Source organism: Streptomyces albofaciens JCM 4342, from assembly GCF_008634025.1.
Lineage (GTDB): Bacteria > Actinomycetota > Actinomycetes > Streptomycetales > Streptomycetaceae > Streptomyces > Streptomyces albofaciens.
On sequence record NZ_PDCM01000001.1, the window covers coordinates 3,597,770 to 3,609,612 of the forward strand.

Here is an 11,843-nt window from a genome sequence, read left to right on the forward strand (position 1 = left end):
GCACGAAGCCCGTACGGCATCGGCGCCGCGGCAGCGCGACAGGCGCGGACGGAGAGGCGGGAAACGGCATGACGGAGCAGAGTGCGGGCCCGGACGAGCAGGTCGGGGCCCTGGACCGGCTGGTGGGCCGCTGGCGGGTCGAGGGCGGTGCGGGAGGCACCGTCACCTACCGGTGGCTGGACGGGGGCCACTTCCTGGTGCAGGAGGTGGACCTGACGCAGGACGGACGGCGGGTCACGGGCTTGGAGGTGATCGGCCGGGAGAAGCCCTTCGGGGCGGAAACACCGGGTGACGAGATCATGTCCCGTTTCTACGGGAGCGAGGGCCACACCTTCGACTACGTCTACGAGATCGAGGGGGACACCCTGACCATCTGGGGCGGCGAGAAGGGCTCGCCCGCGCACTTCAAGGGCACCTTCGCCGCGGACGGGAACAGCCTCTCCGGAGCGTGGGTCTACCCGGGCGGCGGGGGTTACGACTCCACGATGACCAAGGTGGGCTGATCGGCGGCCCGGGGGCCGGCCGCGGCGGTCCGCCCCCGGGCCCGAAGGCCCTCGCATGTACGCGGGAGGCCGCATCCGTCAGTACGATCGGCCGGTCAACGCCCCTGGACGGAAAGGCCGATCGTGGCACGCACCCTACGTACCTCCCTGCGCCGGCTGCTCACCGCGGGCGCCGCCGCGGCCGTTCTCCTCACCGCCGCCCCGGCGGCCGGTGCGGCACCGGCGACGCCCGGCGTGGCGCACGCCCTGCGCCCCCTCGCCGGCCTGTCCGCCCAACGCCTGGCCACCGCCGACCTGGTGGCCGCCGCGAAGTGGGGGACCGGCAGCCCGGTCGACGACCCGGTGCGCGAGCGGCAGGTGCTGGACGCCGTCGCGCGGCAGGCCGCGGAGCTGGGCACCGATCCGCGGCGGACCGCGCGGATCTTCCGGGACCAGATCGAGGCGAACAAGATGGTGCAGCGCGGGCTGCACCGCCGCTGGACCGCCGACCCATCGCAGGCGCCCACCCGGCGGCCGGATCTCGGCCGGGTGCGCGAGGAGATCAACCGCGTCAACGGCGCTCTGGTACGGGCGATCGCCGCCTCCGGCGCGGCCCGTACGTCGCCGCGCTGCCTCCGTTCCCTGGTGCGCGACACCGCCGGCGTACGGCAGGAGCGGGACCTCGACGCCCTGCACACGGTGGCGCTGGTCCGTTCCGTACGGTCGGTGTGCGGGGCGGACGCGTCGCGCCCGGCGTCGTCAGCCGCCGGGTGGGCCGAGGACGACCGGCAGCTCCCGTAGGCCGTTGAAGACCAGGGACGGGCGGCGGAGCGGCGGCCGCCCGGGGTCCGCCAGGGCGAGGCCGGGGAAGCGGTCGAAGAGCGCGGGGAGGGCGACCGCCGCCTCCAGGCGGGCGAGCGGCGCGCCGAGGCAGTGGTGGATGCCGTGCCCGAACGTCAGGTGCCGGGTGGGCGGCCGGGTGATGTCGAAGCGGTCCGCACCGGGCCCGTGCTGCCGGGGGTCGCGGCCGAAGGCGGTGTACGACAGCATCACCGCGTCGCCCGCGCGGATGGTCCGGCCGGCCAGGTCCACGTCGCACAGCGCGTAGCGGAACGGGAAGTTGGCGACCGGCGGGTCCCAGCGCAGTGTCTCCTCGACCACCGCGCTCCAGGGCACCTGCCCGCTGCGTACGAGGGCCAGCTGACGGGGGTGGGCCAGCAGTGCGTACACCGCGTTGACCAGAAGGTTCACCGTGGTCTCATGGCCCGCGACGATCATCAGCAGGAGCGTGTCGACGAGTTCGGCACCGCTGAGGCCGTGGCCGGGGGCCACCAGCGCGCTCGTCAGGTCGTCCCCGGGGCGGTCGTGCTTGGCGCGGAGCAGGCCGGCGAGCGTGGCGCGCAGCTCGCGGTGGGTGGCCAGGGCGTCGGCCGGGCCCGCCGGGGTGGCGAACAGGGCCTGGCACAGCGACCGCAGCCGGGGCCGGCGGTCGTCGGGCACGCCGAACAGCTCGCAGATGACTCCTATCGGCAGCGGGTGGGCGAAGCGGACGCGCAGCTCGACGGGGCCCGCCGGACGGTCGGCGGCGAGACGGTCCAGCAGCTCTCCGGCCAGTTCCCCGACGCGCGGCCGGAGCCGCGCCACGCGGCGCGCGGTGAACGCGCGGGCCAGCGGCGCGCGCAGCCGGGTGTGGTCGCCCGCCGTCGCGGTGGTCATGTTCGCGACGGTCAGCAGCGGCGCCAGCGGCCACGAGCGCGGCACCTCGCCGCTGCGCCAGGCGCGCCAGGCCCCGATGTCCTTGACGAAGCGGCTGTCCGCCAGCACCGTCTTCCCGGTCTGATGCCAGGTCACCAGCCAGGCCGTCACCCCGCCCGGCAGCAGGACCGGCACCACCGGCCCCGCCGCGCACAGCGGGTCCGGGCCGGAGCGGGGATCGCGCGCCTCCGGGTCGAGCCGCACACACGGGCCGTACTCACCGCAAGGGGCGCCGTCGGGCTCCGCGCCGTCGATGTCCATGCTTCAGCCTAGAGGGGCCGCCGGGTGCCTTCCCAGCCCCCGGCACCGGCCCCGGCTTGCTGCATTCGGGCGGCGCGGCGTGTGCCAAGCGGGTGAAGCGGGGGGACGGGTTGTCGTCCCGCCGCGGGGTGCGGGCAACCGTGCGGATGTCCCCTTCCTCCCACTCAGGAGAACTCCTCATGACCAAGAAGCTCGCCGTCATACCCCGGCCCGGCGCGGCGCACACCCGTTCCCGGGTGTGCGGGCCGCGCCGTCTCCACCGCCGTACCGGATGAACCTGCCGGTCAGGGGCTCCGGCCGCCGTCGGGGCGGCGGCCGGAGCCCGGTCCGTGCCGGGGGCGCCGGGGCTCATGGGGCGCCCGTGCCGGACGCCACCGCCTTCGCCCACCGGTAGTCCGCCTTGCCGCTCGGGGAGCGCCGGATGCGCTCGGTGAAGACGACCGAGCGGGGCACCTTGTAGCCGGCCAGCCGGGCCCGGCAGTGCTCCTGCACCGCCTCCAGGTCCAGCGGCCCGGCCCCCTCCCGCAGTTGTACGACGGCGGCGACCCGGCTGCCCCAGCGCGGGTCCGGCACACCGGCCACCAGCGCGTCGTACACGTCCGGATGGGCCTTCAGCGCCTGCTCGACCTCCTCCGGGAAGACCTTCTCGCCACCGGAGTTGATGCACTGCGAGCCGCGCCCGAGGACGGTGACGATGCCCGTCTCGTCGACGGTGGCCAGGTCACCGAGCAGCACCCACCGTTCGCCGTCCGCCTCGAAGAACGTCTCGGCGGTCTTGCGCGGGTCGTTGTAGTAGCCGAGTGGTACATGCCCGCGCAGGGCGAGCCGCCCCACCTCGCCGGCCGCCACCGGGGCGTGCGCCGGGGACGCCGGGTCGACCACGGCGGTGTGCGCGTTGACGCGTAGCCGGAAGCCCCTGTCCGGTCCCGAGTCCTCGGTGGCGGTGCCGTTGAAGCCCGACTCCGACGAGCCGAAGTTGTTGAGCAGCAGGGCGCCCGGGACCAGCGCGGTGAACTGGGCCCGTACGGTCTCCGAGAGGATCGCCCCGGAGCTGCTGACGCTGAACAGCGAGGAGCAGTCGGTGCCCTTGAGCGGGCCCGCGAGCGCGTCCGCGAGCGGGCGCAGCATCGCGTCACCCACCAGCGAGACACTGGTCACCCTCTCGCGCTCGATGGTGCGCAGCACTTCCTCCGGCACGTACTTGCGGTGCAGGACGACCTTCTGGCCGAAGTGGAAGGCGATGAACGCGGTGAGGGTGGAGGTGCCGTGCATCAGCGGGGGAGTGGGGAAGAAGACCAGGCCCTCGCCGCCCGCGGCGACGCGTTCGGCCAGCTCCTCGGGGCGCCGTACCGGCTCGCCGGTGGGCGCGCCGCCGCCCATGCCGGAGAAGAAGATGTCCTCGTGCCGCCACATCACGCCCTTCGGCATGCCGGTGGTGCCACCGGTGTAGATCACGAGCCGGTCGCCGGCGGAGCGCGGCGCGAAGTCCCGGTCGGGTGAGCCGGCCGCCTCGGCCCGCTCGAACGGCACCGGCGCGATGGCGGGTTCCGGCGTGCCCGGCGGTGGTGTGCCCACCCGTACGAGATGGCGCAGCCGCTCCGCGCGCGGCAGGACGGCGGCGACCCGGCCGGTGAACTCCGCGTCGAAGACCAGCGCGACCAGGTCGGCGTCCCGGTAGAGGTACGCCAACTCGTCCTCGACGTAGCGGTAGTTGACGTTCACGGGGACGGCGCGGATCTTCAGGCAGGCGTAGAGGGCCTGGAGGTATTCGACGCCGTTGTAGAGGTGCAGGCCGACGTGCGAGCCCGGGGTGACACCGCGGTCGCGCAGGTGGTGGGCGAGCCGGTTGGCCGCGCGGTCCAGCTCCGCGTACGTCAGCCGGCGCTCCGCGCCCGTACCCGGGTGGTCCAGGTACACCAGCGCCTCCCGGCCGGGAACCGTGTCGACGACCGACTCGAACAGATCGGCGAGGTTGTATTCCACGTCTCCTCCAGGGCGGGCGGCGGCGTCGGTCCGCGGTCATTAGAGCGCCGCGCGGCGCACGGCGGAAGGGGGCGGACCGCCGGAAACTGACTGCCTGTCAGAAAACTCTTGAAGTCGGACCCGGGCTCCTGCAACCTGTTCTACGTTCCGTCGCGGACCGGCTCCGCCCGGACGGCGGCGGACGGGTCCGGTGCGCGACCGTACGGACGGGAGGACGCATGGGCGGGACCGAACATCTGACGGTGACGCGCGACGGCGCGACCCTGGTGCTCACCCTCGACCGGCCGGAGGCGAAGAACGCGCTGTCGCTGCCGATGCTGGTGGGCCTGTACGACGGCTGGATTGCGGCCGACGAGGACGACACCGTGCGCTCGATCGTGCTCACCGGCGCGGGCGGCGCCTTCTGCTCCGGCATGGACCTCAAGGCGCTGGCGGGCCGCGGCATGGACGGCGGACCGTACCGCGACCGCCTGGCGGCCGACCCGGACCTGCACTGGAAGGCGATGCTGCGCCACCACCGCCCGCGCAAGCCCGTGATCGCCGCCGTCGAGGGCGCCTGCGTCGCCGGCGGCACGGAGATCCTCCAGGGCACCGACATCCGGGTCGCCGGGCGCGGTGCCACGTTCGGGCTGTTCGAGGTGCGGCGGGGGCTGTTCCCCATCGGCGGGTCCACGGTCCGCCTCCCGCGCCAGATCCCGCGCACCCACGCGCTGGAGATGCTGCTCACCGGGCGCCCGTACACCGCCGAGGAGGCCGCCCGCATCGGCCTGATCGGCCATGTCGTGCCGGACGGCGACGCGCTCGGCACGGCCCTGGAGATCGCCGGGCGGATCAACGCGTGCGGCCCGCTCGCCGTCGAGGCGGTCAAGGCTTCCGTCTACGAGACCGCCGGGATGACCGAGGAGGACGGGCTGAAGGCCGAACTGGAACGCGGCTGGCCCATCTTCGGTACGGCCGACGCGCAGGAGGGCTCCAGGGCCTTCGCCGAGAAGCGCCCGCCCGTCTTCCGGCGCGCCTGACCCCGCCCTTCACCGCCGCCCCGCCCGACCCCGTACGGAAGCGAGGAGCCCGAATGCCACCGATCTCCGGTACTCCCGAGGCGCTGTCGGCCCCGCTCGTCGTGGAGTTCCCCTTCACCCGGTCGCTCGGGCCCGTACAGAGCGCCTTCCTCACCGGGCTGCGCGAGCGGACCGTCCTCGGCGTGCGGACCACCGACGGGCGGGTGCTGGTGCCGCCCGTCGAGTACGACCCGGTCACCGCCGAGGAGATACGCGACCTCGTCGAGGTCGGCACCACCGGCACCGTCACCACCTGGGCCTGGAACCCGGCCCCGCGCCGCGGCCAGCCGCTGGCCACCCCGTTCGCCTGGGTGCTGGTGCGCCTCGACGGCGCGGACACGGCGCTGCTGCACGCCCTGGACGCGGCCGGGCCGGACGCGGTGCGCACCGGGATGCGGGTACGCGTCCGGTGGGCCGGGGAGCGCACGGGAGCCATCACGGACATCGCGTGCTTCGAGCCGTACGAGGGCGGGGCGGCGGCCGGGGAGACCACGCCGCACAGCGACGAGGCCGGGGAACAGAATCCGCACAGCGGCGAGACCGGCGCACCGGCCCGGCACAGCGATTCGATCAGGGAACCAGCTCCGCACAGGGGTGAGACCAGGGAACCAGCTCCGCACAGGGGTGAGGCCAGGGAACCAGTCCCGCACAGCGGTGAGTTCGCCGATCCCGTCACCGGTATCACCGCCCCCGCCCGCCTCGACTACACCTACGCGCCCGGCCGCGCCCAGTCCCGCTACCTCGCCGCCCTCGCCGAGCGCCGCACGGTCGGCGAGCGCTGCCCGTCCTGCCGCAAGGTCTACGTACCGCCCCGCGGCGCCTGCCCCACCTGCGGCGTGGCCACCCGCGACCAGGTCGAGGTCGGCCCCAACGGGACGGTCACCACCTTCTGCATCGTCAACATCAAGGCGAAGAACCTCGACATCGAGGTGCCGTACGTGTACGCGCACATCGCCCTGGACGGCGCCGACCTGGCCCTGCACGCGCGCATCGGCGGCATCCCGTACGACGAGGTACGGATGGGCCTGCGGGTCGAGCCCGTGTGGCGCGACGGCAGCCGCTATCCGGACCACTACCGGCCCACCGGCGAACCCGACGCCGACTACGACAGCTACAAGGAGCTGATCTGATGTCCGCGACCCCCGGCCCCGCCGAAATGCCGTCGCCGGTCCCGGCCGCACCGCCCGCGCGCGAGGTCGCGGTCGTCGCCTTCGCGCAGAGCCGCCACACCCGCGACACCGCCGAGATCTCCGAAGCCGAACTGCTGCTGCCCGTCCTCCAGGACGCGCTGGGCCAGGCGGGCCTGCGCGCCGGGGAGATCGACTTCACCTGCTCGGGGTCGTCGGACTACCTCGCCGGGCGGGCCTTCTCCTTCACCATGGCGCTGGACAGCGTCGGCGCCTGGCCGCCCATCGCCGAGTCGCACGTCGAGACGGACGGCGCCTGGGCGCTGTACGAGGCCTGGGTCAAACTGCTGACCGGCGACGCCGGGACCGCGCTCGTCTACGCGTACGGCAAGTCCTCGTCCGGCGAGGTGCGCGACGTGCTCAGCCGCCAGCTGGACCCGTACTACGTCGCGCCCCTGTGGCCCGACTCCGTCGCCCTGGCCGCCCTCCAGGCCCAGGCCCTCATCGACGCCGGCGCCACCGACGAAGCGGCGCTGGCCGGGGTCGCGGCACGCAGCCGCGCCGACGCGGCGGCCGGTCCGCACGCCCGGCCGACGGGACCCGTACCGCACGGTCCGTACGTGGTCCGGCCCCTGCGCACCGGCGACTGCCCGCCCGTCACCGACGGCGCCGCCGCCGTGGTCCTCGCGGCCGGCGACACCGCGCGGCGGCTGTGCGACCGGCCCGCCTGGATCCGCGGCATGGACCACCGCACCGAGGCCCACGCACTCGGCGTACGGGACCTCACCGACTCACCGTCCACCCGGCTGGCCGCGGAACGCGCCGGAGCCTTCGAACGGCCGGTGGACACCGCCGAACTGCACGCGCCGTTCACCTCCCAGGAAGTGATCCTCCGCAGGGCGCTGCGGCTGGCCGACGGGGTACGGATCAACCCGTCCGGCGGGGCCCTCGCCGCCAACCCCATGATGGCCACCGGACTGGTCCGCATCGGCGAGGCCGCGCGGCGCATCCGGGAAGGCGCCTCCCGGCGGGCGCTGGCCCACGCCACCTCGGGCCCCTGCCTCCAGCAGAACCTGGTCGCCGTACTGGAAGGGGACCCGCGATGAGCAAAGCCGGAGGAACGTCCAAGGCCGCACCCGCCAAGGCCACCCCCACCAAGGCCGCGCCCGCCGACACCACACCCACCAAGGCCGCACCCGTCAAAGAACCCGTCGCCGTCGTCGGCGTCGGCCAGACCCGGCACGTCGCGGCGCGCCGCGACGTCTCCATCGCGGGGCTCGTCCGCGAAGCCGCCCAACGCGCGCTCGCCGACGCCGAGTTGACATGGCGGGACGTCGACGCCGTGGTCATCGGCAAAGCCCCCGACTTCTTCGAGGGCGTGATGATGCCCGAGCTGTACCTCGCCGACGCGCTCGGCGCGGTCGGCAAACCGCTGCTGCGGGTGCACACCGCGGGCTCGGTCGGCGGTTCCACCGCCCTGGTCGCGGCCGACCTCGTCGCCGCCCGGGTGCACCGCACCGTACTGACCCTCGCCTTCGAGAAGCAGTCCGAGTCCAACGCGATGTGGGGACTGTCGCTGCCCGTACCCTTCCAGCAGCCGCTGCTGGCCGGCGCGGGCGGCTTCTTCGCCCCGCACGTACGCGCCTACATGCGCCGTACGGGCGCGCCCGCCACGGTCGGCTCCCTGGTCGCGTACAAGGACCGCCGCAACGCGCTGAAGAACCCGTACGCCCACCTCCACGAGCACGACATCACCCTGGAGAAGGTCCAGGCGTCGCCGATGCTCTGGGACCCCGTCCGCTACTCCGAGACCTGCCCGTCCTCCGACGGTGCCTGCGCGATGGTCCTGACCGACCGCGCGGGCGCCCGGCGCGCGCCCCGGCCCGCCGCGTGGGTGCACGGCGGGGCGATGCGCAGCGAACCGACCCTCTTCGCGGGCAAGGACTTCGTCTCCCCGCGGGCGGGCAAGGACTGCGCGGCCGCGGTCTACCGGCAGGCCGGGATCACCGATCCGCGCCGGGAGATCGACGCCGTCGAGATGTACGTTCCCTTCAGCTGGTACGAGCCGATGTGGCTGGAGAACCTGGGCTTCGCCGCGCCGGGCGAGGGCTGGAAGCTCACCGAGTCCGGGGCGACCGAACTCGACGGCGACCTGCCCGTCAACCCCTCCGGCGGCGTCCTGTCCGCCAACCCCATCGGCGCCTCCGGCATGATCCGCTTCGCCGAGGCGGCTCTCCAGGTCCGCGGGCAGGCGGGGGAGCATCAGGTCCCCGGCGCGCGGCGGGCGCTGGGACATGCGTACGGGGGCGGCTCGCAGTTCTTCTCGATGTGGCTGGTGGGGAGCGAGCCGCCCACTGCCTGAGGGCCGCGTGTCCCTGGCGGATGCGCCGGCTCCGCACCGAAGAAGGCGCGAGAACTACGCCTGAGACCGTGCGCAAGACCCCGCACGCCCGCACGGGCCCTCACCGCCGCACGGCTCACCGCCCGACCGTGAGGCCGTCCAGAGTGAGGTCGAGCAGGCGCTCCGCCTGCTCCCGGTGTTCGGCGCCCGCCGAGGTGAGGGCGATGCCTTCCAGGGCGGCGCTGAAGTCCGTGGGCCGGACGTCGGTACGGATCACCCCGGCGGCCTTGCAGGCGTCCATGAGCGAGGTGATGGCGTCCCGGATCATCTCCCGGCTGTGGCCGTAGGGGTTGCCGCCCGTCGCGGCGATGGCGCGCAGGGCGTCGATCATGCCGTACTTGGCGGTGACGTAGTCCAGGAAGAGCCGGGTCCACGCGCGCAGGGCCTCCATCGGCTGCTGCTGCGCGAGCAGGGCGGGGGCGGCGTCGCACAGCTGGGCCACCTCGTTGCGGTAGACGGCCTCCACCAGGGCTTCCCGGGTGGGGAAGTTGCGGTACAGGGTCGCGCTGCCCACGCCCGCCTCCTTGGCGATGCGTTCCAGGTGTGCGTCCAGTCCCTCCGTCGTGAACACGCGTACAGCGGCCGCGAGGATCTTCTCCCGGTTGCGCCGTGCGTCGGCCCGCAACGGCCGAAGCGGTTCGTCGGTCATCAGTGCTCGCCATCCCCTCTCGGAAGCCTTGCGGCTTGTTAAGTGGGGGCGCCTCCACTTAGTCTGGGACAAGCGGGGACGCCTCCGCTTTCACTGTAGGTCACCGGCCGGTCATGGCGTCGACCTGCACGCACCCGTGGAAGGAAGCCGATCGTGCCGGGTATCCAGGGAAAAGTCATCGCGATCACAGGTGCCAGCAGCGGCATCGGTGAAGCGACCGCGGTCCACCTCGCCGAAAGGGGCGCCCGGCTCGTGCTCGGGGCCCGGCGCGAGGAGCGGCTGAAGGCGGTCGTGGACCGCATCACGGCGAAGGGCGGCACCGCCGACGGCGTCATCGTCGACGTCACGCGCCGCGCGGACCTCCAGCGCCTGACGGACACGGCCCTCGACCGGTACGGCCGGCTCGACGTCCTGGTCTCCAACGCGGGCACGATGGCCGTCTCGCCGTTCGACGACCTGCGCCAGGACGACTGGGACGCCATGGTCTCCACCCACATCACCGGTCTGCTCAACGGCATCGGGGCGGCCCTGCCGGTCTTCCGCCGGCAGCGTTCCGGCCAGTTCGTCAACGTCGGCTCCACCGCGGCCCACGTCGTCAAGTCCCCCCAGGGGGTCTACGCGGCCACCAAGACGGCGGTGAAAGTACTCACCGAGGGCCTGCGCCAGGAATCGGGTCCCGACCTGCGCGTCACCCTCGTCTCGCCCGGTCTCACCCACACCGAAGGCGTCGGCAAGGGCGCCAGTCCGGAGGCCGCGGCCACGATGACCCGGCAACGCGACGAGATCGCCATGCCCCCCTCCGCCGTCGCCTCCGCCATCGGCTACGCCATCGAACAGCCCGCCGGCGTCGACGTCGGCGAGATCGTCGTCCGGCCCACCGCGCAGGCCTGACCGGCGGCGAGCCGGGCCGCCCGGCAACGCACCCACCCGATTGGCGAACGACGGCGGTCCGACGCGGTCCGACGCCGGTCCTGGCGGGAGTCTCCCGCGCAACGCGCTCTGTCCGTCCCCGTAGGCGATGACTAGGCTGACCGCCACGCCGAACCAGGGGGACCACGAGGACCGGAAGGAGCGGCGACGTGGCCGAGGGCATCGCTGAACAGTGGTTCGCGGACGGGGGCAGGCCGGAGCTGGATCTGGCGGGCGCCGCGTGGCAGTCGAGCAGTCAGGGGATGGGGGACGTTCAGGTCGCCTTCGTCGAAGGCTGGATCGCCATGCGCAACCGGCGTACGCCGGAGGTGCCCGCGCTGGTCTTCACGCCCGCCGAATGGCGCGGATTCGTACTCGGCGCGCGCGACGGGGAGTTCGACCTCACCTGAGGCTGTGCATGGGGTGCGGGGCCGGGCCCTTACACCAGGACGATGCAGCCGCGCTCCCGCAGCGCGCGCAGTGGTGCCGCGTCGTAGTCCACGGAGTTCCAGCGCAGGTCCAGCTTCTCCAGGCCCGGCAGCTCGGCCAGCCAGTGCGGTACGCCGCGCAACTTGTTGCCGCGCAGGTCGAGTCGGCGCAGTGCGGGGAGCCCGCGCAGGGCGTCCGGTACCTCGGGCAGGGCGTTCTCCCGTAGTTCCAGCTCCCGTAGGGCGTGGAGGTTGCTCACGGTGGCGGGCAGGCCGGTCAGCTCGTTGCCGCGCAGCCACAGCTCCCGCAGGCCCGCGAGGCGGCCCAGGGAAGCGGGGAGTTCCGTCAGGGCGGCGTGCTGCGCGCGGAGTTCGTGCAGCCCGGACATGGCGCCGAGGGAACCGGGCAGTCGGCCGAGCGGATTCTCGCCGACGTTGAGGTAGCCGAGGCGGCCGAGCCTGCCGAGGGCGGCGGGGAGCCCGGTGAGGCGGTTGTCGTGCAGGTAGAGGCAGCGGGTGAGTCCGGTGAGGTCTCCGATCTGCTCGGGGAGCCGGGTCAGGGCGTTGTGGCCGAGATCGAGGGTGTGCAGCTCCCGCAGACGGGCGATGGCGGGCGGCACCGAGGTCAGCTCGTTGTCGGCGAGGATCAGCACCCGTAGCCCGGTCCGCCCCCAGGTCCCGGCGGGCACCGAACGCAGCCCGGCCTTCCAGAGGTTGAGTACGGGGGACGGTGCCGCTGCGGAACCGGTGACGGTGGTCATGGACGCAGATTACGGCGCCGGGTGGCCGG

The 11,843-nt window shown here is 73.7% G+C and carries 12 protein-coding genes; 8 read left to right on the top strand and 4 right to left on the bottom strand.

What is annotated here, in order from left to right; genetic code table 11:
• The first annotated feature begins 68 nt into the window (after positions 1 to 68).
• Together CP973_RS16235 and CP973_RS16240 are read left to right on the top strand one after the other, a co-directional pair.
• Complete coding sequence (locus CP973_RS16235; protein WP_150241350.1) at positions 69 to 503, top strand: hypothetical protein; 435 nt, start codon at positions 69 to 71, stop codon at positions 501 to 503.
• Between the two features lie 123 nt (positions 504 to 626).
• Positions 627 to 1,283, top strand: coding sequence for a chorismate mutase (locus CP973_RS16240; RefSeq protein ID WP_150241352.1), 657 nt, complete (start codon positions 627 to 629; stop codon positions 1,281 to 1,283).
• Here CP973_RS16240 and CP973_RS16245 read toward each other — a convergent pair.
• Entirely contained in the window at positions 1,242 to 2,498 is a 1,257-nt protein-coding gene (locus CP973_RS16245; protein WP_150241354.1) for a cytochrome P450 family protein, read from the bottom strand. The genes CP973_RS16240 and CP973_RS16245 overlap by 42 nt on opposite strands.
• A 348-nt stretch (positions 2,499 to 2,846) precedes the next feature.
• Entirely contained in the window at positions 2,847 to 4,481 is a 1,635-nt protein-coding gene (locus tag CP973_RS16250) for an acyl-CoA synthetase (RefSeq protein ID WP_150241355.1), read from the bottom strand.
• Between the two features lie 218 nt (positions 4,482 to 4,699).
• Between CP973_RS16250 and CP973_RS16255 the strand changes: the two genes are divergently transcribed.
• From CP973_RS16255 to CP973_RS16270, 4 genes are read left to right on the top strand one after another with little or no spacing between them, the layout of a single operon-like run.
• Entirely contained in the window at positions 4,700 to 5,500 is an 801-nt protein-coding gene (locus CP973_RS16255) for a crotonase/enoyl-CoA hydratase family protein (protein ID WP_150241357.1), read from the top strand.
• Between the two features lie 53 nt (positions 5,501 to 5,553).
• The gene (locus tag CP973_RS16260; RefSeq protein WP_150241359.1) at positions 5,554 to 6,669 is read left to right on the top strand and encodes an OB-fold nucleic acid binding domain-containing protein; all 1,116 of its coding nucleotides are present in this window, start codon (positions 5,554 to 5,556) and stop codon (positions 6,667 to 6,669) included.
• The gene (locus CP973_RS16265; protein WP_208853194.1) at positions 6,669 to 7,772 is read left to right on the top strand and encodes a thiolase domain-containing protein; all 1,104 of its coding nucleotides are present in this window, start codon (positions 6,669 to 6,671) and stop codon (positions 7,770 to 7,772) included. The genes CP973_RS16260 and CP973_RS16265 overlap by 1 nt, the downstream gene beginning before the upstream one ends.
• Positions 7,769 to 9,028, top strand: coding sequence for a thiolase domain-containing protein (locus tag CP973_RS16270; protein WP_150241361.1), 1,260 nt, complete (start codon positions 7,769 to 7,771; stop codon positions 9,026 to 9,028). The genes CP973_RS16265 and CP973_RS16270 overlap by 4 nt, the downstream gene beginning before the upstream one ends.
• Positions 9,029 to 9,143: 115 nt before the next feature.
• Here CP973_RS16270 and CP973_RS16275 read toward each other — a convergent pair whose 3' ends face one another.
• A complete protein-coding gene (locus CP973_RS16275) occupies positions 9,144 to 9,716 on the bottom strand; it encodes a TetR/AcrR family transcriptional regulator (protein WP_150241362.1) in 573 nt (190 codons plus the stop codon).
• 153 nt (positions 9,717 to 9,869) lie between these two features.
• Here CP973_RS16275 and CP973_RS16280 point away from each other — a divergent pair, with 153 nt between their 5' ends.
• Both CP973_RS16280 and CP973_RS16285 read left to right on the top strand, forming a co-directional pair.
• Entirely contained in the window at positions 9,870 to 10,607 is a 738-nt protein-coding gene (locus CP973_RS16280) for an SDR family oxidoreductase (protein WP_150241363.1), read from the top strand.
• Positions 10,608 to 10,795: 188 nt separating this feature from the next.
• Positions 10,796 to 11,035: a DUF397 domain-containing protein gene (locus CP973_RS16285; RefSeq protein WP_150241365.1), complete on the top strand. Its 240-nt coding sequence runs from the start codon at positions 10,796 to 10,798 to the stop codon at positions 11,033 to 11,035.
• A 29-nt stretch (positions 11,036 to 11,064) separates the two neighbouring features.
• Here CP973_RS16285 and CP973_RS16290 read toward each other — a convergent pair whose 3' ends face one another.
• Positions 11,065 to 11,814, bottom strand: coding sequence for a leucine-rich repeat domain-containing protein (locus CP973_RS16290; protein WP_150241367.1), 750 nt, complete (start codon positions 11,812 to 11,814; stop codon positions 11,065 to 11,067).
• Between the last annotated feature and the right edge of the window lie 29 nt (positions 11,815 to 11,843).